12 protein-coding genes are annotated in these 22,679 nt (G+C 68.3%); 6 read left to right on the top strand and 6 right to left on the bottom strand.

All coding sequences use genetic code 11. From position 1 onward, the window contains the following. Positions 1-47 precede the first annotated feature (47 nt). The 5 genes from KSS95_RS14910 (at position 48) to KSS95_RS14890 (ending at position 3,746) form a co-directional block, all read left to right on the top strand. Entirely contained in the window at positions 48-1,118 is a 1,071-nt protein-coding gene (locus tag KSS95_RS14910) for an enoyl-CoA hydratase/isomerase family protein (RefSeq protein ID WP_217847846.1), read from the top strand. Positions 1,119-1,134: 16 nt separating this feature from the next. After that, positions 1,135-2,286 (top strand): acyl-CoA dehydrogenase family protein, encoded by a 1,152-nt coding sequence (locus tag KSS95_RS14905; RefSeq protein WP_217847845.1) that lies wholly within the window; start codon positions 1,135-1,137, stop codon positions 2,284-2,286. Next, the gene (locus tag KSS95_RS14900) at positions 2,283-2,438 is read left to right on the top strand and encodes a hypothetical protein (RefSeq protein WP_217847844.1); all 156 of its coding nucleotides are present in this window, start codon (positions 2,283-2,285) and stop codon (positions 2,436-2,438) included. Before KSS95_RS14905 ends, KSS95_RS14900 begins: the two co-directional genes overlap by 4 nt. 223 nt (positions 2,439-2,661) lie before the next feature. Beyond that, positions 2,662-2,820, top strand: a complete 159-nt coding sequence (locus KSS95_RS14895) for a hypothetical protein (RefSeq protein ID WP_217854084.1) — start codon at positions 2,662-2,664, stop codon at positions 2,818-2,820. A gap of 35 nt (positions 2,821-2,855) precedes the next feature. After that, on the top strand, positions 2,856-3,746 hold the full coding sequence (locus KSS95_RS14890; RefSeq protein ID WP_217847843.1) for a universal stress protein: 891 nt from the start codon (positions 2,856-2,858) through the stop codon (positions 3,744-3,746). 64 nt (positions 3,747-3,810) lie between these two features. Here the strand turns inward: KSS95_RS14890 and KSS95_RS14885 are convergent, their stop codons facing one another. From KSS95_RS14885 to ptrR, 3 genes are all read right to left on the bottom strand, one after another. Further along, on the bottom strand, positions 3,811-4,332 hold the full coding sequence (locus KSS95_RS14885) for an acyloxyacyl hydrolase (RefSeq protein ID WP_217847842.1): 522 nt from the start codon (positions 4,330-4,332) through the stop codon (positions 3,811-3,813). A 273-nt stretch (positions 4,333-4,605) separates the two neighbouring features. Further along, positions 4,606-5,049: a peptidase associated/transthyretin-like domain-containing protein gene (locus tag KSS95_RS14880; RefSeq protein WP_217847841.1), complete on the bottom strand. Its 444-nt coding sequence runs from the start codon at positions 5,047-5,049 to the stop codon at positions 4,606-4,608. A 79-nt stretch (positions 5,050-5,128) separates the two neighbouring features. After that, a complete protein-coding gene (gene ptrR, locus KSS95_RS14875) occupies positions 5,129-6,013 on the bottom strand; it encodes a putrescine utilization regulator PtrR (protein ID WP_217847840.1) in 885 nt (294 codons plus the stop codon). Between the two features lie 105 nt (positions 6,014-6,118). Between ptrR and KSS95_RS14870 the strand changes: the two genes are divergently transcribed. Next, on the top strand, positions 6,119-7,504 hold the full coding sequence (locus KSS95_RS14870) for an aldehyde dehydrogenase family protein (protein ID WP_217847839.1): 1,386 nt from the start codon (positions 6,119-6,121) through the stop codon (positions 7,502-7,504). Between the two features lie 119 nt (positions 7,505-7,623). Here KSS95_RS14870 and KSS95_RS14865 read toward each other — a convergent pair whose 3' ends face one another. The 3 genes from KSS95_RS14865 to KSS95_RS14855 all read right to left on the bottom strand — a co-directional run bounded on the left by KSS95_RS14865 (position 7,624) and on the right by KSS95_RS14855 (position 22,462). Further along, positions 7,624-19,899 carry a filamentous hemagglutinin family protein gene (locus KSS95_RS14865; protein WP_217847838.1) on the bottom strand — a complete coding sequence of 4,092 codons (12,276 nt, stop codon included), beginning with the start codon at positions 19,897-19,899 and terminating at the stop codon, positions 7,624-7,626. A 142-nt stretch (positions 19,900-20,041) separates the two neighbouring features. After that, complete coding sequence (locus tag KSS95_RS14860; RefSeq protein WP_217847837.1) at positions 20,042-21,211, bottom strand: substrate-binding domain-containing protein; 1,170 nt, start codon at positions 21,209-21,211, stop codon at positions 20,042-20,044. A gap of 105 nt (positions 21,212-21,316) precedes the next feature. Beyond that, entirely contained in the window at positions 21,317-22,462 is a 1,146-nt protein-coding gene (locus tag KSS95_RS14855) for a substrate-binding domain-containing protein (protein WP_217847836.1), read from the bottom strand. Between the last annotated feature and the right edge of the window lie 217 nt (positions 22,463-22,679).

The following is a 22,679-nucleotide window of genomic DNA, read 5'->3' as shown; positions in this document are numbered from 1 at the left end:
ATTCCAGACTTCACTTGGAAAATCAATAACAAAGCAGGGAGACCGCGATGACCGCGCACGCTCAACCCTCGGCAACGGATCAGGTACTGGCCGAGGTCCGCAACCACATCGGCCACCTCACCCTCAACCGCCCCGCCGGCCTCAACGCCCTGACCCTGGACATGGTCCGCAGCCTGCGCCAGCAGCTCGACCAGTGGGCCGACGACCCGCAGGTGCACGCGGTGGCGCTGCGCGGCGAAGGCCCCAAGGGCTTCTGCGCCGGGGGCGATATCCGTTCGCTGCACGACAGCTTCAAGGCCGGCGAAACGCTGCATGAAGACTTCTTCGTCGAGGAGTACGCCCTGGACCTGTGCCTTCACCGCTACCGCAAGCCGGTGCTGGTGCTGATGGACGGCTTCACCCTCGGTGGCGGCATGGGCCTGGCCCAGGGCTGCGACCTGCGCATCGTCACCGAACGCAGCCGCCTGGGCATGCCCGAGGTCGGCATCGGCTACTTCCCCGATGTCGGCGGCAGCTACTTCCTGCCCCGCGTGCCTGGCGAGCTGGGCATCTACCTGGGTGTCAGCGGCACCCAGATCAAGGCGGCCGACGCCCTGTACTGCGGCCTGGCCGACTGGTACCTGGACAGTGCCAAGCTCGCCGCGCTCGACCAAGGCCTGGACACTCTGCAGTTCGGCGAGCACCCGCTCAAGGACCTGCAAGGCCTGTTGGCCCGCCTCGGCACCCAGGTGCTCGAGGATGCGCCGCTGGCCGCCCTGCGCCCGGTGATCGACCACTTCTTCGCCCTGCCCGACCTGCCCAGCATCATCGAGCAGCTGCGCGCGGTGACCATCGGCGACAGCCGGCAATGGGCGCTGGACACCGCCACGCTGCTGGAAAGCCGCTCGCCGCTGGCCATGGCCGTGACCCTCGAACTGCTGCGCCGCGGCCGCCGCCTGGCGCTGGAAGACTGTTTTGCCATGGAACTGCACATCGACCGCCAGTGGTTCGCCCACGGCGACATCATCGAGGGCGTGCGCGCCCTGATCATCGACAAGGACAAGCAACCGCGCTGGAACCCGCCGACCCTGGCCGGGCTGACCCAGCAGCGTGTCGAGCAATTCTTCGAAGGCCTGTGAGCCCGGGAGTACACAGATGCAAGACCTGGAACTGAGCGAAGAACAGATCATGATCCGCGACATGGCCCGGGATTTTGCCCGCGGCGAGATCGCGCCCCATGCCCAGGCCTGGGAAAAGGCCGGCTGGATCGACGACGAGGTGGTACGCAAGATGGGCGAGCTGGGCCTGCTCGGCATGGTCGCCCCGGAGCAGTTCGGCGGCAGCTACACCGACTACGTGGCCTATGCCCTGGCAGTGGAGGAGATTTCCGCCGGCGACGGCGCCACCGGGGCGATGATGAGCATTCACAACTCGGTGGGCTGCGGCCCATTGCTGGCCTACGGCAACCCCGAGCAGCAACAGGCCTGGCTGGCGAAGCTGGCCAGTGGCGAGGTGATCGCCTGCTTCTGCCTGACTGAGCCCCAGGCCGGCTCCGAGGCGCATAACCTGCGCACCCGCGCCGAACTGATCGACGGCCACTGGGTGATCAACGGCGCCAAGCAATTCGTCAGCAACGCCCGTCGGGCCAAGCTGGCCATCGTCTTCGCCGTGACCGACCCGGAGCTGGGCAAGAAAGGCCTGTCGGCGTTCCTGGTGCCCACTGACAATCCGGGTTTCAAGGTCGATCGCAGCGAACACAAGATGGGTATCCGCGCCTCCGACACCTGCGCGGTGACCCTCGACAATTGCCGCATCCCGGCGGCCAACTTGCTCGGCGAGCGCGGCAAGGGCCTGGCCATCGCCCTGTCCAACCTCGAAGGCGGGCGCATCGGCATCGCCGCCCAGGCCCTGGGTATCGCCCGTGCGGCGTTCGAAGCGGCGCTGCGGTATTCGCGCGAGCGAATCCAGTTCGGCAAGCCGATCAACGAGCACCAGAGCATTGCCAACCTGCTGGCCGACATGCAGTTGCAGATCAACGCCACCCGGCTGCTGATCCTGCACGCCGCGCGCCTGCGCACAGCGGGCAAGCCGTGCCTGTCCGAGGCGTCCCAGGCCAAGCTGTTCGCCTCGGAGATGGCCGAGCGGGTCTGCTCGATGGCGATCCAGGTGCATGGCGGCTATGGCTACCTGGAGGACTACCCGGTGGAAAAATACTACCGGGATGCGCGGATCACCCAGATCTACGAAGGCTCGAGCGAGATCCAGCGCATGCTGATCGCCCGGGAGCTCAAGCACTACCCGCTGTGACCGCTGCAGGTTTTGTCGGCGCCTACGACACGCCTGACCAGCAGGCGCCAGCCTTGCTGGCGAACCAGGCAACGCGGTGGCTGGCACCGGCTGCGCCGGTGTTCGCCGGCAAGGCCGGCTCCTACGCCGATTACGACCTGCAACACCCGTAGGCGCCAGCCTTGCTGGCGAACCAGGCGCCGCGATGGATGCCATCGGCTACGCCGGTGTTCGCCGGCAAGCCGGCTCCTACGCCGTCTGCGACCTGCAACACCCGTAGGCGCCAGCCTTGCTGGCGAACCAGGCGTCGCGGTGGATGGCACCGGCTGCGCCGGTGTTCGCCGGCAAGCCGGCTCCTACGCCGTCTGCGACCTGCAACACCCGTAGGAGCCAGCCTTGCTGGCGAACCAGGCGTCGCGGTGGCTGGCACCGGCTGCGCCGGTGTTCGCCGGCAAGGCCGGCTCCTACACCGTCTGCGACCTGCAACACCAGCAGGCGCCAGCCTTGCTGGCGAACCAGGCGCCGCGATGGAGGGTGTGGGAACGGAGGGTCTAGACTGAACAGGGGGCTGCCACACGTGGAGGTGTGAGATGAGCCAGTTCAAGCGATTGTTGGTCATGCTCGGCCCGCAGATGCGCCACACGCCTGCCTTGCAGCGCGCCGCGGCGCTGGCCGAATCCAGCGGGGCCCTGCTGGATGTCAACGTCTGCGTCGACGATGTCGACACCTTCGGCCTGATGGCCGACAGCCGCGATCGCGAACGGCTGCTTGAGCACAACCGCCAGTGGTTGGCCGATGAGGCCGAGCAACTGCGAGGCGCCGGCCTCGATGTGTCCACCGAACTGCTGCTGACCCGCGACCCACTGGGCAGCGTGCTCGCACAGGTCGAGCGGCTGGGCTGCGACCTGCTGGTCAAGGACGTGCAGCACGAACCGATTCTCAAGCGCCTGCTGGTCACCCCACTGGACTGGCAACTGCTCAAGGACAGCCCGGTGGCCGTGCACCTGGTCAGCGACATCCGCCTGCCCCTGCCCCGGCAGATCGCCGCGGCAGTGGACCTCAACAGCCATGGCGACGGCGAGCACCTGGACCAACAGGTGATTCGCAGCGCCCATGCCCTGGCCCTGCAATGCAACGCCGACCTGCACCTGCTGCATGTGTGCGACGCGGCCAAGACCCACATCGCCGACTTCGGCGCTGGCACCGTGACCATGCCCGGCTTCGACGGCAGTGTGCGCACCGCACAGCGGGCAGCTTTCAACCGCCTGGGCGACCATCATCAGATTGCCCTGGAACGCCGGCATTTTCTCGAAGGCCCCGCGATCAAGGCGATCACCCAGTACATCGCCCATGGCCGGGTGGATGTGATCGTCATGGGCAACCATCGCCATGATGCGCTGCACGCGTTCCTCGGCGGCACCACCGCGCATGTGCTGGAACATCCGCTGTGCAATGTGCTGGCGATCAAGTCGGTGCGCTAGCCGGTGCCCCGCAGGCAAAGCGGCCGATTGGGTATCGGTACGATTTGCCTGTGGGGGGCCTGGATCAGAAGGCTTTGCTGTAGAACAGCGAGTACGACTCGATACCGTCGTTAGGCTGCTTGATACCAGCGTTGGAGTAGTGCATGGCGCGAATGCCGATCTTTTGCTCGGCCGGCAGTTTCAGGCCAAAACCGATACGGTCCTCGAAGTTGACCGAAGAGCCCAGGCGCTGGTCGCCGACATCGGTCTTGGAGAACGCTGCCAGGCCGATACCGGCCTCGATGTACGGGGTGTAGGTGAAACCGCTGAACTCGTAGACGAACACCGGGCTGAACGACAGCGAGTGGGCACCACTGGCCTCCCCGCCTTCCCAGTAGGTGTAGGCCGCGTCCCAGTAACCGGTCAGGTGACCAGTGCTGCTTTGCAGCCATTTCTTGTCCCAGTCGAACGACAGGCCGATACGGTAGGTCATGTCGCCCTGGCCGGTGGCGCCGACGGCCCCCGAGATTTGCGCGGCCTGTGCCGTGCTGGCCCCGGCGAGTGCAAGCACGGCGGCGGCCAGCGAGGTGGCGAGACGGGTTTTCATCAATGACTACTCCTGATGGTCTTCACGGACAGGCCCGCGACCAAGGGGCGCGGGCCTGTGGCATGTGGGGGCTGCGCCCCTCGTTTGTGCCCTTGTTTCCTGGCGCATCCAGCCAAGTTACAAGTGGTAATACTTCCTCGATTATGGTCTGGATAGGCTGAAAGTTGAAAGTGCTTTGCCACTATTGGCTAAGTGCCTTTAATTGGCACGATGGTTCAATTATTTTTGGCTTTCATCTGCTTCTGCTCGACAGCGAGGCAGGCGCCCGCCCCGCTAGCGCCAGTGCAGGTCGACCCGCGCGGGGGTCTTGCCATCGACTGTCACCTGCTGCTGCACAGTCTGGCCTTCGGCGCTGCCGGTGACCCGGTAGTGGCCGGGTGGCAACTGCACGAAGATCAGCGGCCCGACATCCTGCAAGGCCAGCACCTGCTGGCCTTGGGCTGATTCGATCGCCAGCGCCGCGCCACTCTGGAACTTGCCGTCGGCGCCGGTCGACAGGGTGATGTGCAGGTCGTAGCCGCGGGTTTGGCGCAAGGCATTGGCCTCGTCCTGGCCGATGCCGCCTTGCAGGTAGCGGATGCCGTTTTGTTCCTGGGCCTGCAAGTGCACGCCCTGCGGGTCGATCGGCGCGTTCAGGTCGGCGGCCGCAGCCAAGCTCCAGGGCATGGCCAGGGCCACCAGCAGCGCCGCGCAAAGGCGGTAATGATGGGTACGCATGGTGCATTCCTCCCTTCGAGGGATGGTCTACACAGTTTTGATGCCGCCGCGCGCGCGCCGTTCGGCCAACCGCGCACCATTAGTCCAATCGGGACCGGTTCGCCGGCTCAAGCGTCTCCAGCAGCTCGATGAACATGCCCAGGCTGCGCGATACCGTGCCCCGTCGCCATACCAGCCAGGTCTGCAGATAGCGGAATTTTTCAGCCATGGGCCAGGCGCTGACCGTGCTGCAGCCCGGCATGTTGTCGAGCATGCTGCGCGGCAGCATCGCCAGCCCGGCACCTGCGCTGACGCAGGCGAGCATGCCGTGGTACGACTCCATCTCGTGGATCTTGCCCGGCACCGACTGGTCCTGGACGAACCAGCGCTCGAAATGGTGGCGGTACGAGCAGTTGGCGCGAAAGGCATAGATGCTTGCGCCATTGACGTCGCGGGCACGCCTGACCGGCGCATGGTTGAGTGGCGCGATCAGCATCATCTCCTCCTCGAACACCGGCATGCCTTCGAGGCTGGGGTGCAGCACCGGCCCGTCGACGAAGGCCGCCACCAGGCGCCCGGACAGCACGCCTTCGAGCATGGTCCCGGAGGGCCCGGTGGACAGGTCCAGGTCGACCTTGGGGTAGCGTTGGTTGTAGGCCGCCAGCAAGGCCGGAATGCGCACCGCCGCAGTGCTTTCCAGCGAGCCCAGGGCGAAGGTGCCTTGCGGGTCATCGCCGGCCACGCTGCAACGGGCTTCCTGCACCAGGTCGAGAATGCGCCGGGTGTATTCAAGGAAGTTCCAGCCTGCCGGCGACAGGCGCAGGCGGCTCTTTTCGCGGATGAACAAGTCCACGCCCAGGTCTTGCTCCAGTTGCTTGATGCGGGTGGTCAGGTTCGACGGCACCCGGTGGATCTGCTGGGCCGCGGCGCTGATGCTGCCGTGCTCGGCCACAGCCTTGAACATCTCGAGTTGCACCAGGTCCACAACCATTCTCCATACGTGAATATTTCGCTCATTATTATTCAGTTTTCATTAAAGATCGCCACCCTTAGGCTTACCGCACCGATGACCCACGACGAGCCTTCAGCCATGAGCGCGATCAGCAACCTGACCCATGCCATTTCCGTCGACCCCTACAGCGGCGAGCGAATCGGCCACTATGCCTTCGACAGCGATGCAGCACTGGAAGCGGCGCTGCAACGCGCCAAGGTGGGCTACAACCAGTGGCGCCGGGTAGCCCTGGGGCAGCGCAGCGAATACCTGGTTGCCCTGGCCGATGCCCTGCAGGCCAATGCCGAGGCATTCGCGCAGATGGTCGCCCGCGAGATCGGCAAACCGATCAGCCAGGCGCGTGGCGAAGTCGACAAATGCGTCGACCTGTGCCGCTGGTATGCCGAGCACGGCCCAGCGATGCTCGCCCCGGAGCCGACGCAGATCGAAAAGGCCCGCATCGAGTACCGTCCGCTGGGCCCGATCCTCGCCGTGATGCCGTGGAACTTCCCGGTCTGGCAGGTGCTGCGTGGCGCCGTGCCGGCGCTGTTGGCCGGCAACACCTATGTGCTCAAGCATGCCCCCAACGTGATGGGCAGCGCCTACCTGCTGGCCGACCTGTTCAAGCGCGCCGGCCTGCCCGCCGGGGTGTTCGAGGTGCTCAACGTCACCCCTGAGGGCGTGAGCCGCGCTATCAACGACCCGCGCATCGCCGCCGTCACCCTCACCGGCAGCGTGCGCGCCGGCATGGCCATTGGTGCACAGGCCGGTGCCGCGCTGAAGAAGTGCGTGCTCGAACTGGGCGGCTGCGACCCGTTCATCGTACTGGCCGATGCCGACCTCGACGCCGCGGTGAAAGCTGCAGTGGTCGGCCGTTATCAGAATACTGGCCAGGTCTGCGCCGCGGCCAAGCGCTTGATCGTCGAGGCGAGCATCGTCGATGCCTTCACCCGCAAGTTCGTCGAGGCTACCCGCGCACTGGTGCTCGGCAACCCGCTGCAAGAGGCAACCTACATCGGCCCGATGGCTCGCGCCGATCTGCGTGACGAGCTCCACGGCCAGGTCCAGGCGACCTTGGCCGAAGGCGCCACATTGCTGTTGGGCGGACACAAGCTCGACGGCGTCGGCAACTTCTATGCGCCGACCGTGCTGGGCGATGTGACCGCGGACATGACCGCCTTCAGGCAGGAGCTGTTCGGCCCGGTGGCGGCGATCATCAGTGCGCGCGATGCCGATCATGCGCTGGCGCTGGCCAACGATAGCGAGTTCGGCCTGGCGGCGACCCTCTACACCGCCGACTATGCCTTGGCCGAGCGCATGGCTGCACAGTTGGACAGCGGCGCTGTGTTCATCAACGGCTACTGCGCGTCTGATCCTCGGGTAGCGTTTGGCGGGGTGAAGAAAAGCGGTTTCGGCCGTGAGCTTTCGCACTTTGGCGTGCGCGAGTTCACCAATGCCCAGACCCTGTGGCTGGATCGCCACTGAGGCGCTGCGCGGGCGGCCCCGGGTAACACGTCGACGGCCTTGCAGCGCCCGATCTCAGGGGCGTTGCAAGGCCATCGAAAAAACCATGCGCGCCTGCCGCTTCCGCGCATAGGTGCAGCTCAAAGCAACAAGTTCCCCCGTTCCTCCTCGGTCAACTGCGCCTTGGCCCGCTCATCCAGCGTCCCCGCCCCCAGCACCTGCACCGGACTGTGGCGGTTGTACTGCGGGTTCAGGCTGGCCCCCTCCTGCCCCGGCAGCAAGCGTTCGGCGCCAAAGCCTAGCACCTGCACGGTAATCACCGAGGGTTGGCGCTGCCGCGCCGCGGCCTGCTGCTGACGTCCTGCCTCTTCTGCCGCCTGGGTCGCCGAAGACGCCGCGGCGCTGGCCGAGGCAATCGCGCCGGTATTGACCGCCGCCACCACCGGCATGCCCTTGGCATCGCCCTGCACCTGGATGTTGGCGGCGTTGACCACCTGCAAGGCGGCGATGTTGACGTTGCCCGACACGCGGATCCCCGCCTCGCCAGCATCGATGGTGCCCAGGGGGGCAATCAGGTCGATATCCCCCGGTGGCACTTCGGCGATCGGATTGAGCGTGGCGATCCCGGCACCGGTGCTCGGCACGCTCGGCGCCAGCCCGACGTTGCCCCACAGGTCGTAGGTGCGCTTGGGCGGGGTATACACCACGGTGGTCTTCGAGCCGCGCCCGGCGTTGATGTCGCCACTGGCCGACCAGCCGAGGATCGAGCCACCGAAGGTGGTCATGATCCGGCTTTGGCCGAGCAGGATGCTGCCTTGGGCGTACAACTGGATATCGCCGCTGCCTTGGCTGATCACCCCCGCCGTGGCGGGCGGCGCCTCGCCCTCGATGCCGAACACCTGCTGGCCGCCCGGGGTGAGCACCTGGATGGCACCGCCAAAGTCGGTGTGGATACCGGCGCCGCCATGGAAGGTGGCATTGCCGCTGTAGCTGATCGGGTTGCCGGCCACGTCCTTGCTCGGGAACAAGGCGGCAATGGCCTGGCGGCCACGCAAGTAGCTGCCGGTGCGCGGGCCGTCGGCGTCGTTGTACTCGCGCCCGCCTTCGCGCAGCTCGGCGAAGTACAACTGGCGGGCGAAAATGCGCTGCTGCTCGGCTGGCAGCGCGGCAAAATAGCTACTCGCCGCCTCGCCGTCGCCGTCGAAGGCAAAGCCCTCGCGCAGCCAGGCCAGCAACGCCTGGTCATACACCTTGGCGACCTTGCCCGGCTGGCTAGCCAGCGACCGCGACGGGTCGGCCAACTGCTCCTGGCCCAGGTAGCGCGCCAGCAGCCCGGCGTAGTCCGGCCCTTGGCCTGCGCCGACAACGATGGCGATGGCTGCGCCATCGTTGCCTGCGCCGCCGCCGCCCACCCGCCCGATACTGCTGATCGCCGCTTCCTGGTAGGCCGAATTCACCCCCGGACCGGACTGGTACATATTGCGCCCGGCGAGCACCTCGAGCTGGCCGGGGCCGGCGACATTGAAGCTGCTCAGGCGAATGTCGCGGCCAGCGCTGACCAACGACACCTCGTGACGGTCGCCATGGATGAACAGGTTGCCGGCAGAGCGGCTTTCGCCGCCACCGCGGGTCTCCACCAGCCCAGCCGCGGCCTGGCGTTGGTTGTCCAGGGTGGTACCGGCGTTGACGATGTCACGGCCGGCGATGATGCGCACCGGCCCGCTGCCCTGGTAGAGCTTCAACCCGAGCAAGGGGTACTCGATGATCTCGCCGGTGTTCAAGCCGACGATATCGCCGTCCAGGGCATAGAAGCGCACCGGGCTGACCGGCCGCCCGCCCCGATCGCTGTAGGTGTTGACGCCGAAGCTGTACAACGGCGCCGACCAGGGCTCGCGCGGCAGGTCGCCGTGCAGGTTGCTCGAAAGCACCAGGTTGCCTGTACTGGTGCCCACGAACGCCGGGCGCCATGGCGTGGCCAGCGCGCTGTCGTCGGTGCCGCCCTGGCTGACCACGTAGCCGCCGGCATAGATCGAGTCCCCGGCCAGCAACTGCAAGCGGGTCTTGGCCGAAGGCGCGGTCATCAGGCTGTACAGCGAGGACGGCCCGTCGCTGTCGCGCACCGAGTCGCCGTAGTACAGGCTGCCGTTGACCGCGGTGGCGCTCAGTGCGGTCGGGTAGAACACCCGGCCACCATAAATGGTCAGGTTGCGTGTGGGCATCGTCACGTTGTTGTAGGCGTTGGGCGCCAGGTTACCGCCCAGGCTCATCAGCTCGACCGAGGTCTGCGGCGTCCACAGCGTGAACCAGCTATTGCCGCGCCCCGCCATCGAAGCACCACTGTCGGCGCTGAACGGCGTGCTGTTGAACTGCGGTACCCGCCCCGGATCGCCAACGCCCTTCACCACCAGGTCGCCACGGCTGCGCAAGCGCACGCCGCTGTCACCCGGCATCAGCGTGATGCCGCCCAGCGCCTGGGCACGGGTGGCGGTGTAGGGGTCATAGGCACGGGATTCGCTGTTGTCGTGCTGGAAGCCGTAGCTGCCGTAGATCGACTTGAGCAGCCCGATGCTGGCGGCGTCCACCTGCAAGGCACCGCGCAGGTTGACCAAGGTGCCTTGCAGGTCGACCAGGGCATCGGCGGCCGTGGCGGCGGCCAGCATTGGGTTGAGCCCGCCGCCGACCCGCAGGTCGAGGTCACCGCCACCGGTTTGCAGCAGACGCCCGTCGGCGCTCATCCGCCCGGTGCTGGCCACCACCAGGTTCAGGCCCTGGCTGCGCTCGACTTCGCTGGCGGCGGCGCTATTGGCCTGCAGCAGGCCGGCCGCGCCCGCGACCCGAACGTCCAGGTTGCCGCCGCCCAGCGTGCCGAGGCCGGTGAAGCCGACCAGGTAGGGCAAGCCAGGGTCGCTGGCCGGGTCCTGGGCGAAGCTGGCGAAGTTGAGCCACCAGGCGGCCGGGGTGCCGGCATCGCTCTGGCCCTGGCGCCACAGCCAGTTGCCGACCGCGGCCGAGGGCACCTGACGGCGCGTCAGGCGGTCATTGCTCTTGGCCCCGACCAGGTTGCCGGTCAGGTCGCCACCGGCCATCACCAGCAGGTTGCCGCCCTGGTGCGGGTACCAGGCGCGATAATCGCTTGTGCTCGCCTCGTAGGCCGCCCCCAGCGGGCCCAGCACACTGCCGTTGGCCTGGCGGCCACGGGCCAGCTGGTGTGGGTCGCGGCCCTCGGCGAGCAGCGCCGGCGCCTGGGTACCGGCGGTGTACACGCCATACAGCGAGTCCATGCGCCAATCGCCGGCGCTGAGCAACTCGAGGTCGCCGGTGCCGGTGCGCAGTACGCTGAACAACTGGGTCTGCGGGGTGATCTGGGCCTTGGTGATCCCGCCAGGGGTCTCGATCTTCTGGCACCAGGTCGGCCGCGCGGTGCACAACGGCAGCAAGTTGGCCGGCACCGGTTGGCCGGGCACCCGGCCCACGGCCAGTTTGGTCCACACGTAGCTGATGGTCGGCGGCGTGGTCTCGATCACCCGCGTGGCGATGTAGTGCTGGTCGGCCAGGCGCAACGCGCCGGCCTCGGGCTCGACCTGGGTGGTGCGGCTGTCGGCCGCGCCCAGGTCGGCACCGGCCACCAGGCGTATCGACCAGGACTGCGAGCCCTCAGCCAGCATCTGTCCCAGCGCCCAGTTGCGCCCCTGCTGGCCGGCGATTTCCTGGCGCAGGTCGACCCAGAACACGCCGCTGGGCAGCTTGACGTCGGTGTCGGCCGGCAGCAGCGCGCCAACCGCCAGGGACAAGCTGCCACGCTGGGCAAGGCCGCCGCTGGGCAAGGCCGTGCCCTTGCGCCACACCCCGCCGCGCACGGCGATCTCGACCGGCAGGCGGCTGCCGGCGTCCAGCTGGGTGTCGGCGGCCAGGGTCACCGCCTGTTCGAACAAGGTGCCCGCCGCGTACAGCACATTGCCGGCAGCGTCGCGCACGGCGGCGTCGAGCACGGTGCCGGCCGGCAAGATCAGCGCCCTGGCCAGGCTCAGCGGGTTGCTCAAGCGGGTATTGGCCGGCAGCGCGGTAGCGGCGAACGGCAGGTCGAAGTTCAAGCGGCTGCCACCCGGATAGCGGGTACCCTCGGCCAACTCGACGCCACTGCGCGGGATGACCAGATCGCTCTGGAACGGCTGCTTGCCAGGGACCAGGATCCAGCCACGGCCGTCCAGGCGGTCACTGCCGCTGGCCAGCTCCGGCGGCAGGAAGCCGTCGCTGATACTGCCATGGACCTCCAGGTTGCCACCGGCACGCAGCACCAGGTGGCCGACCTCGCCCGAGCCTCGGACCGGGGTCTGCGGCGTGTTCGGGTTGAGGCTGGCATAGCGATGGCCAGACAGGTCGAGGTCCCCGCGCACCATCAGGTCGGTGCCGGCATCGCGGCTGGCGATTTCCAGGCCCGGACGCAGGTGCAGGGCCTGGGCGTAGCTGGCGTTGTTCAGGCCGGCAAGGCGCTTGTCGAGCAAGTCGCGATTGGCCAGCGCGGCATCGACGAACAGCAGGCTGCGCGCGTGCTTGGCATCCAGATAGGCCTGGTCGATGTACTGGTAGGGCCGGCCGCTGGCCGCGGTGCCACCGTCCGCGGCGTCGCTGTAGCGCTGGTTGCCGACCACGGCGATGGTCTTGGCGCCGAGGATGTCTACCCGGCCATGGGCGTCGATGGCGATATCGCCGGCGATATCGCCCCCCACCCGTGGCGCCGTCAGCACCAGCGAGCCACGGGCTTTACCATCCTGTTGGGCGGCCGCCGCCGCGGTGCCGTGGCGCAGGTCCAGGCGCGCGCCGGGGCGCAGGGTCAGCAACCCGTCGCCGCTGTCGAGTTCGATCAAGGCACGGTTGGGCGCATCGATGATCGCGCCCTGGCTGTCGACCCGCAGCAGGCTGCCATGGGCGTCGAGCAGCGCATCGGCGGCCAGGGTCAGGCCATGCTTGGCCGCCAGGCGAATACTGCCGACCTGGGCGCCACTGGCGTCGACGGTACCGGCCACGGTGAGGTGGCCGTTGTCCAGCGAGACGCTGATCTCCCGTGCCTTGAGTTCGTTGCCGATCAGCAGGTCGCCCTGGCTGATCTGGAAACTGCGCGCACCGAACACCTGGTCACGGTTCAGGCGCTGGTTGAACCCGGCAAAGTCGTCGAGCTGGCGGGCACGCACCTGCACCGCGCCCTGGGCATAAGGCACCCAGGCGCCACCGGCATCGTACTCGCCGCTGGCAGCGCCGAGAATCTGCCCCAGCAAGGCCACCTGGCCACCCTGCGCGCCTTGGGCGGTGGCGCTCAGGCGCCCGGCACGGTTGTTGCGGGCGCTGAGGTCGACCAGGCTGCCGGCCGCCTGGCGAATATCACCGTCGCGGCTGCTCAGCAGCAGCTCGCCGCCCCAACTGTACTGGGTCACGTCATTGAAGCTCAGGGTTCGCCCGGCCAGGTCGATGCGCGCTCGCTCGCCCAGCAGCAGGTCGTCCTGGGCGGCGACGCTCAGCTTGCCGCTGGGCAGGCTGAAGGTGCCGTCCAGGCTCACCTGGCGAGCACTGAGCGCCAGCTCCGCGCCCAGCCCGTCGCGGCCACTGGCCAATGCCGCGCCGCCGCCGGTCACGCGCAACTGGCCGCCGGCGCTGATACGGTTGATCGACCCGGCACTGCCGGTCCACAACGGCGTGTCCACCAGCAGATCGCCGCCGCTGTACTGGAAGCCGCCCTCGGCCTGCCAGGCACCCCGCTGGTGGTAGACCTGCAGCGCGCCGGCATGGTTGGCGCTGACCTGGTGGCTGGCGCGGATATTGACCTGGCGGAAGCCCAGGGTCTGGCGGCTCATGCTGGCGCTGCCGTCCGGCTGGCTGGCCGGGCCGTAGCCGAAGGTCAGGTCCGCCACCTGCAGCTCGAGCACGCCGTCGCCGCTGCCGGCGCCGCCAGCAATCGGCGCGCCGGGCTGCGTGCGGGCACCGTTCCACACCAGGTTGCCGGTGCGGATCAGCGCCCGCTCATCGGCCTGGCCCAGGCCATACAGCGCCGGCGCGCCGAGGATCAGTTGCTGCACCCGGTTGCGCCCGGTCAGTGGGTCGTAGGTGTCGAGCTGGCTGTTGCCGAAGAAGTTCAGCGAGTCCGCCGCCGTCAGCGTCAGGCTCTCGAGTGCCGGCACACCCTGCTCGGTACTGCCCTGGAACAGGCGGTCGAGTACCTGCTGGTTGAGCGTCAACCCCTGCCCCAGCACCCCGGCGTTGGCCGCGGCCGCCAGCGCGGCCGCCGAGCCGACGTTGATGCGCCCCACTGCCAAGCCCAGGTGGCGCGTGCCAAAAAGCACCTGGTCATCGAGGTTGAAGGTGCGGTCGGTGGCGGCGAACAGCGAACCCTCGGCGTACAGGCCGGTCACGCCGTCACAGCGGCTCGACACGCAGCCACCGATCAGGATGCTGCCTGGGGCGAAGAAGTCGTCGGCCTGCGACGGCAGCACGTCGAGGCGGCCATTGGACAGCGCCAGCAGGCCGTGGGCATTGGGGTCGAGCAGGTAGCCATCGTTGGCATCGAACGGCACCTTGCCCTGGCCCAGGGTGATGATCCCCGCGCCTTGCTCGACGACGATCGCCCCTTGCCCCTTGTTGGTCGCCAGGAACACCTCAGCGGCGCGCAGCTCGGCGCCACTGCGCAGCAGGATGTCGGTGGACGACTCCATGAAGCGCAGCATGTTGCCGCCCTGGCCGTAGCGCACCTCCGGGCGAGCACCGATGCTCAGGCGTGGCGCCTTGAGCGCGCTGAGGTCGCTGGCACGCAGGGCCACGCGGTTGGGTTGCGCCCAGGTGCTCGCCTGGCCATCGGCAAGCAGCTCGATGGCATCGAGCCCCAGCACCGTGACGCTACCGCCGCGCCCGCCGCTGGCCGCGTCGAAGCGCGCCTGGCCGGCGAAACGGAAAGTACGCTCAGGGTCGCTGTTGGGCTTCAGGCGCAAGGTCAGCCATTTGCCATCGGCCTCCAGCGCCGCGCGCGGCACACCCTTGGCAAGCGCATCGGCCTTGACGAAGCCGGCGTAGGACATCTCGTTGTACTGGCTGTAACGGCGCAGGGTGTCGGCGGCGGTGAGGATGACCTGCCCCGACAATGGTTGCGCGATAGCGGTATTGGCCACCGACAGGCTGCCCGAGGTGGTCCAGGAGCCGTTGCGCATGGCCTGGCTGGCGTTGCGCTGGCCGGCCATGGCCAGGCCGTTGAGCTCGAGGCGCAAGGCGCCCGGCAGCAGGGCATAGCTGGCCGGCAGCAAGGTATAGGTGCCCGCCGCCAGGCCTGGGATGCCCTGGTCGAGGGTGATGCGCTGGCCGATGGCCGGGTCGGCTACCCCAGCCTCGCCCGCCAGGGGCGCATAGTCACCGGCAAGCCCCGGGACGATGGCGTACACCGGGTTGCTCGAGAGCGTCGGCAACACCAGGCGGCCATTGCCGTCGAGTTGCAGCAAGGGGTGGTAGCGGGCATCGGTGGAGCCCCCGCGCCCGGACACGAAACCGGCGCCGCTCAGTTCACCACCGCCGGCCAGGTCGAGCAACGCCCCGGCCTGGACCTCGACGCGCCTGCCGGCCAGCACCACGCCATGGTCGTTGTCGCCGCTGCCGCCGATCAGCTCCACCGGCTTGCCGCCGTAGAGGTAGCTCAAGCCGTCGGCCGTGCCGCCATAGGGCATGCGCAAGCCTGCCGCGCTGACCGAGGTGATGCTGCCGGGCAACAGGCGCAGGTCCTGGCCCGCTTCAAGGGTGTCGCCCAGCAGCACCTGGCCGAGCGGCGCGCGCACCACGCCGCCCTGCTCCACCGTGCCGGCGCTCAGGTGCAGGCGGCCGAACACCGACAACGGCAACGCCGGTATGCCTTCGCCAACCTTGCCGATGCGCAGGCTGGCATCGCCGCCGGTCTGGACCCGGGCGTAGGCGCCGGTCACCGGGTACAGCTGGGCGGCCAGCAGTTCCAGGTCGGCGTTGCTGCTCAGCGTGGTCGGCCCTGCGGTGGCGTCGCGGCCAAGGAAGCGAATGTCGCCTTCGCTGCGCAGCCGAGCCAGGGCGAAGCCCCGGCGATCGAACGTCAATGGCTGGCCGTTGCCCAGGTCGAGACTGCCATGGGCACCCAGGCTCAGTTCGTCACGCACCTCGAGCAGGTTGGCCTGGACCTGCAACAGGGCATTGGACGCCTGTTGCGACAAGCCACCCTTGACCGTCGGACGCAGGGTGAAATCGCCACTGAGGTGGTTGCTGCCGGCCAGGCGCACGTAGGGCGCGCGCAGGTGGATGCGCGCATCGTCGGCGCTGCCTTCGGCCAGTACCAGCGAGCCGGCGTACAGTTGCAGGCTTTGGGCCATGGCCAGGTCCAAGCCACCGTCGAAGGCCAGCACACCGTCGCTGAGCAGGGCCAGGCTGGTGAAACCGGCGCGTTCGACCTGGTCCAGGTCCAGCCGGCCATGGCCGTAGCGCAAGCCGTCATCGCCGGCCCCGCGCCCCAGGACCAGTTCGCGGGGCGCGTTCAGGCCATCTTCGAGCCCATCCTTGTAGTACAGCCCGGTGTCGAGGGCGACGCCGAGGCTGCCCCCGGCAGCGTTGGCGCCGCCGGCCAGCGCGCTCAGGCTGCCCTCCAGGCGCAGGCCATAGCTGGAGGCCAGGCTGATGCTGCCACCGGCGCTGGCCACCCTCAGCGGCCCCTGTTCACGGATATCCAGCACCGCGCTGGCGCCATCGGCGCGCAAGCGGGCGCCACGGGCGATGTCGACGAACAGGTAGGCGCCGTCACTGATACCCTTGGCGTGGTCGATCTGACCACCAATGACAATGCTGCCGCCACTGATCACCTGGCCGTAACGCCGGCCCTGGCTGTCGAGGGCGGTGAAGGCCTGGCCGGATACATCGATCGATGCCGCCTCGCCCAGGCGAATGGCGCGCGCATGCAGGCGCTCGCGCACCCCGGAGGCGGCGCTTTCCGGTAGCGCCTGGCGCAGGCTGACCTTGCCGCCAACGGCCTGCAAGGCACCTTCGAGGTTCAGTTGCGCGGTGCTGCTCAGCTCGATCGCCTGCAACGGGTCGACACTGATGCGCGCGCCACGCTGCACGTCGAGCACGGCGGCCTCGCGCTGGGCCTGGGCCTGCCGGGTATCGCCCGCGGCCAGGCTCAGGCTGGCACCGCCGCGCAGGCCCAGCACGCCCTTGACGGCGTCGTCCTGCTGCAGCGGTGGCAGCCATGTGGTGGCCTGGTCGCTGACGGGCTGGCTGCCATCGAGCCATTGCACCGGCCGCGTGACCTGCACCTGGGCGCCCTCGGCCACGGTCAGCTGGCGCGCGGCGCGCACGCTGTAGTGGGCAAAGCCGCGGCTGAAGAAATCTTCACCCAGGTGCAGACCGGCGCCATCGGCTGGCCCGCCAATGCGCACCGTGTCCGCCTGCAGGTCGAGGGTGCCGGCGCCTTGGCTGCCATGGCCACGCAGTTCCCCGGCCAGTTGCAGGCGCCCGCCCTCACCGGGGTTGTAGGCACTGGCGTGCAGCGTCAGGTTGCCGCCATGGCCGCCGTTCAACTGGTGGCGCGCACCGCGCACGACCCCGGCGGCCACATCCAGCAGACTGCCCTGCCCCAACAGCACGTCGCCAGAACTGCGCAGCGACAGGTTGCCGCCATTGCGCCAGGCCATGGCCGCGGCATCGTTGCGTTCGCTGCGCACACCGCTGACATCCAGGCGCACGCCATCGTCCACCACGACCTGCGCACGCACCCCGGCCGGGGTGGCCAGCACGCGGTCGCGCAGGTCGGCGCCGTCGCGCTGATACAGCACATCGCCCAAGGTCACCTGCCCCCCCTTGGCGGTGAGGTCGGCGGCCACCCGCACCTGCGCTGCATACAGGGTCAACTGGCCGCCATCGGCCAGGCGCAGCGCCTCGTCGACCTGCACCGACTCGCTGGCGGCCACGCTCAGGCCGCCCAGGGCAAAACCGTTGAGCAGGCTGCTGTCGAGCAGCAACTGGCCACGGCGTTGCTCGTCCAACGGCGCCTGCAACAGCACCTGGGCACTGGCGCCACGACCGCCGGCGCCGAGGGTGACCTGGCGCAGCACCGGCGACAGGCTGAAGGCCAGGTCCTTGCTAGCGCTCAGATAGCCTGGAAGCTGTTGGCCAATGACCAGCTGGGCACCCCGGGCACGGGCGCTGTGCACCTGCTTGTAGCCATCCAGGCCGGCCACCGGGGCCTGCAACTGGCGCTCGTCCTGCCAGGTTTCACCGATCAGTTGGCCATCGAGCACGGCGCTCTGGGTGGCCACCACCAGGCTGCCGGCGTCGCGGCCGACGCTGTAGCCCTGTTCGAAGCGCTGCTGCGGCGCGATCAGCGGGTTGTAGAACAGGCGGGTCTGGTTCCAGCGCGTGGAGCTGTCCTCGAAGCCTTGATAGATGCCGCTGTAGAGCAAGTCGCCCGGCGCCTTGGACAGCTCGTACAGGCGCCCGTCGGCGCCGCGCAGCCAGCTTTGCCGGACATAACCATCCTGCACCGCCAAGGTGCCGCCGGACAGGTTGATCTGGGCGCCAGCGCGGGTCACCAGGTCCTGGCCGGTGAAGGTCAACGTGCCGCCCTGGGCCATCCACTCGCCCACGCCGTGGCTGCGCGTGCCCAGGTAGCCGCCGACCTCCAGCAGGCCACCGGCGGTATACCAGCGGTCGTTGGCATAGCCGTTGACCCCCGCCGCCACGTGCACCAGTTCGCGCACATCGACCCACACATCGCGACTGCCCAGCCCGCCCTGGTCCCGGTTGCCCGCCGCATCGCGCTGCTCGTTGCCCTGCACGTTGACCTTGATGACGTTGCTTTCCATCGCCACCTTGACCCCGAGGGCGCCGGCCACATCCAGGCGCGCACCGTCGTCGACCAGGCTGCGCCGGCCCGCGCTCACCGCCACCTGGCCGCCGCTGGCCAAAGTCAGCGAGCCGTCCTGGAAGTGCACCGTGCCGCCGCTGACTACCTCGATCCGCGACTGTTCCGGGCGGTCGATGACCGTACTGAGGTTGTCGAAGCGCCCGCTGGCCAGGTTGCCGTTGCTGCCGTTGACCACCGCCCGCGAAGCTTCGCGCTGGCTGTCGAGCGCCGCGCTGTCGTCGAGCAACACGGCGCTGACGCTGCCCTGCCCGAAACTGACACTGCCGGTGGTGTCGCTGGCAGCGTTGAGCAGGTGAATGCTGCCGCGTCGGTCCACCGAGGTACTGGCCAACGCCACGCCCTGCTGGCGCACCTGGTGCCCGGTCAGGGTGATGTCACCGCCGGCGGCCTGGATCAGGCCATCGTTGACCACCGTGCCGGCACTGCTGCCGGCCTTGAGGCTGCCGGCCACTTCGTTGCCGCGGGTGGTCGAGTAGCGGTTGGCCTCGGTGCCCTGGCCGCGACGGATGTAGAAATCGTCCGCCGCCGCCAGGGTTGCCTGGCCCTTGCTGGTGATGATCTGCCCATCGTTGCCCACCTCGCTGCCCAGCAGCAGCACGTAGCCGCCGCCGCTGGTGGAGCTGGCCGGTTCCTGGGTGCGGATCTGCGCGCCGCGTTCGACCAGCACCTTGCCGGCGGCCTGGGTGAAGGTGGCCTGGCTGCCGTTGTTATCGACATATAGGCCGCGCTGGCTGAACTGCTCGTCGCTGATCTGCGCGGCCGCGGCCACCAGGTTGCGCACATTGACCTGGCTGGTGCCGTTGAACACCACGCCGTTGCGGTTGATCAGCATCACCGTGCCCGGCGCCTCGATCTGGCCATGGATCTGGCTCGGGCGGGCAGCCGGGTCGTTGACCCGGTTGAGCACGGCCCAGTCGGCCTGCTGCTCGAAACGCACGGTGGTGTCGCGACCGACGTTGAAGGTCTCCCAGTTGAGGATGGCCTTGTCGGCCGTCTGCTCGATACGCACCTGGGTCTTGCCACCGGCCTGGCTCTGCTGTGGCGCCTTGGCATTGCGCCAGCCCTGGGTGAGCGGGTTCTCGTCGACCTTCAGGCCGCCCTCGCCCAGGCCGTTGGGGATCACTTGCGGCTGCACCTGGGCCAAGGTCCGGCCATTGGCCTGGGCCGCCTGCTGGGCGGCGATGGCGGCCACCGTGCTGTTGAAGTTGCTCACCGTGCGCTGGAACTGCTGGTTCAGCCGTTGCTGCTGGGCCAGCGGCGGCGGCGAGCCTGGCAGCACCTGCCCGGCCCCACCCACACCGCCGCTGCCGGCCGGTGCGCTGGAGGCACCCTTGGCGGCGAACCAGGCCGAACTGAACGGTTGCCCGGCCTGGGCGCTGCCGGCCAGCAGCAACAAGGCGATGGCCTGGGCCAGGGGCTTGAGCCGCAACGGCTCGCCGCCGGCAGGCTTGCCGCGATGCAGGGCGGCGGTGGCTGGGAGGGCTGGCTGGGGCATGCCGCGCGACATCGCAGGGTTCCTTGTGCGGGTTCTAGAAAGTCGTCAGGCGGCGCTGATGCCGCTTTGCCATAAGGCGCTCCGGCCGTTGGGCGACCGAAGCTTTGTCATGCAAAGTTCATCTGGCTGGGGTATGGCAACGCACACGGGCGGCTCAAGGCCGGCCGATGCCGTTGCACACCGACGGGTTGCCGATATCGGTGCCTTCGCCATAGGCATCGAACAGGAAGGTGCGGCGCAGCTCATCGGCGAATGGCTGTGGCAAGGTCACGAAGATATGGCCCATCACCGCAATCCGCCGCTGGCCGGCAAACAGTTCGCCGAGGAAGTCGCGAATCGCCCGGGTATCCGCGGCGCTCTGGTAGCACTGGCCGAGCAGCAGGTTGCTGAAGCCGACGATGGGGTAACCCGTGCCGGCCACCGGCAAGTCGCCGGCAGCGCTGCCATAGGTCGGTACCCAACGCAGCGGATTGCCGCGCTCGGCGGCGCTGGCCGGCGCCTGCGGGGTGCCCAGCCCGGCCTGGGCAGCCAGCACCGTGGGCAGCGCTGCCATCCCGGCGGCCATGGGCTGCTTGCTGACCCGGGCGACCTTGCTGTTCTTGCCCGCCTCGGTGTAGTTGGCGGCCACGTAGCCGATGGCCCCTTCGTTGAGGCTGACCTGGGCCGTCACGTCGGCGCTGGTGGCAACCGCCAGCCAATGGCCAGGCGGGGTGGCGAGGCTGGCCGTGGTGAAGCGGGACGATACCCTGAAGGCCGACGGGCAGCTGTCGTTGAGGAACCGCGACAGCACCTCGGTGGTGCCGCTGTCGCCCGCGCGATACACCACCCGCACCGGTGTGCTGTCGGCAGTGCCGAGCACCTGGCCCCAGGTGGCCAAAGCCCCGGAGAACACCCCGCACAACTGCTGAGCGCTGAGCTGGAGCGCATCGAGCCCGCTCTTCTGATAGGGAATGGCCACCGCCATGCCGGCCACCGGCACCTGGATCATCGGGCCATAGGCGCTTTGCCGGGTGCTGCGATAGCTGGCCAGTTCACTGGCCGTGAGCACGGCCTCGCCCGCAGCGAAATCGACAGTGCCACCGGCCGCCTGCCAGATCAGCGTCGGATCGTTGGCCAGGAACGCCTGCTTGCCGGCCAGGCTGTTGACGGCGCTGTAGCTGAAGCCATCGGGCAACAACCGTGGCAGCTTGGGGTACAGCGGATTGCCGGTGTAAAGGCGCTTCACCGCCGTGGAACCGCCGCCGTTGACCTCGGCGCAGGCGCTGCCGGCCACCAGCGCGGCGCAAGCCAGTACGGCCAGTTGCAGGGATCTTTGCTTGAACACGTGTCGGGCTCCTGATGCACACGAAGAAAACCCTGGCGGCGCCCACGGGCACCGCCAGGGTCATGCCCTCATCCAGCGGATGCGGGCCACTGGGGAACAGCCGTATTACGAGCGACCGATACCGTTGCAGACGTTGCTGTTGCCGATATCGAGGCCTTCGTTGCCAGCGTTGCTGATGAAGGCTTTCTTGACTTCTGCGGCAAAGGCCGGTGGCACCGGCACGAACGAGTGAATGCCGATGGCCAGGTCGTGGTTGCCGCTGTACAGGTCGTCGAGGAAACCGCGAACTGCGGTGGCATCGGCGGCATCCTTGTAGCACTGGCCAACCAGCAGGTTGGTGTAGCCGACGATCGGGTAGCCGGTGGTCGGGACCGGCTTGTCGGTAGCGCCACGGCCGAAGGTGACCGCCCAGCTGGCTGGGTTGGCACGGTCGGCGCTCGGCGCGGTGGCGCTGCCCAGGGCGATCTGCGCCTGGTCGACGGTCGGCAGCACGGCGGTGCCGGTGGCCAGCTTGCTGACACGGGCGACCTGGGCGTTGTTGGCAGTGTCGACGAAGTCAGGGCTGACGTAGCCGATGGCACCATCGGTGGCGTTCACCGCATTGACCACATCGGCGCTGCCGGCCACGGCTTGCCAGGTGCTCGGCTCGGCGCCGACGTTGGCGCTGGTGAAGGTGCTGCTGACCGAGAAGGCGGTCGGGCAGGAGTCGTTGAGGAAGCGCGCCAGCAGTTCGGTGGTGCCACTGCTGCCGGCACGGTAGATCACCTTGATCGGGGTGGTGTCGCCGTTGCCCAGCAGGGCGCCCCAGGTGGCGATGCTGCCGGAGAACACGCCGCACAGTTGCGTGGCGTTGACCTGCAGGTTGCTGACACCGTTGCGGTGGTAAGGAATGGTCACGCTGGTGCCGACCGCCGGTACCTGGACCAGCTTGCCCCAGGCAGCGGCGCGGGTGCTGTTGTAGGTCGACAGTTCGCTGGCGCTGAGCACCGAGTCGGAACCGGCGAAGTCGACGTTGGTGCCGGCAGGCTGGTTGATCGACGCAGGCGCGTTGGTCAGGAAAGCGGTCTTGCCACCGCCGCTGCCCACGCCGGTGTAGCTGAAGCCGCTCGGCAGGATGCCTTCCCAGGTGGCGTTGCCGTTGTACAGCGGCTCAGGCAGGGTGGCACCGCCGCCGACCACAGCGGCCATGGATTGGGCCGAAGCCAGGGTAGCAGCCACCAGGGAGGCGGCGATCACAGTACGCTTAAACATGAAGCAATCTCCTATCGTCGTGTTCGTACGTTGAGTGGGTCGCGCATTGCTGTGGCCGAGGCCGTACACCCTGATCCAGAGGGGCTGGTGGCCTGTCCACGAAGGCAACATTCGCAGCTTGTGGTGACAGGCAAAGGAAAAAACATCGGGAGTTCGAGGGGGAAAACCTCGGGTGTCGCGGGGTGGTTCTGGCGGTTTTGCCGGGGTGTGATGGAGG

The organism is Pseudomonas muyukensis (assembly GCF_019139535.1).
In the GTDB taxonomy this organism is placed as follows: Bacteria; Pseudomonadota; Gammaproteobacteria; order Pseudomonadales; family Pseudomonadaceae; genus Aquipseudomonas; species Aquipseudomonas muyukensis.
Note: the sequence above shows the minus strand (reverse complement) of the source record. Positions and strands in the feature narration are given on the sequence as shown.

What these genes read in the sequence shown, in the direction of transcription:
- KSS95_RS14910 (WP_217847846.1), top strand. Translation starts at nt 48, where the DNA reads ATGACCGCGCACGCTCAACCCTCGGCAACGGATCAGGTACTGGCCGAG.
- KSS95_RS14905 (WP_217847845.1), top strand. Translation starts at nt 1,135, where the DNA reads ATGCAAGACCTGGAACTGAGCGAAGAACAGATCATGATCCGCGACATG.
- KSS95_RS14890 (WP_217847843.1), top strand. Translation starts at nt 2,856, where the DNA reads ATGAGCCAGTTCAAGCGATTGTTGGTCATGCTCGGCCCGCAGATGCGC.
- KSS95_RS14885 (WP_217847842.1), bottom strand. Translation starts at nt 4,332, where the DNA reads ATGAAAACCCGTCTCGCCACCTCGCTGGCCGCCGCCGTGCTTGCACTC.
- KSS95_RS14880 (WP_217847841.1), bottom strand. Translation starts at nt 5,049, where the DNA reads ATGCGTACCCATCATTACCGCCTTTGCGCGGCGCTGCTGGTGGCCCTG.
- KSS95_RS14870 (WP_217847839.1), top strand. Translation starts at nt 6,119, where the DNA reads ATGAGCGCGATCAGCAACCTGACCCATGCCATTTCCGTCGACCCCTAC.
- KSS95_RS14865 (WP_217847838.1), bottom strand. Translation starts at nt 19,899, where the DNA reads ATGTCGCGCGGCATGCCCCAGCCAGCCCTCCCAGCCACCGCCGCCCTG.
- KSS95_RS14855 (WP_217847836.1), bottom strand. Translation starts at nt 22,462, where the DNA reads ATGTTTAAGCGTACTGTGATCGCCGCCTCCCTGGTGGCTGCTACCCTG.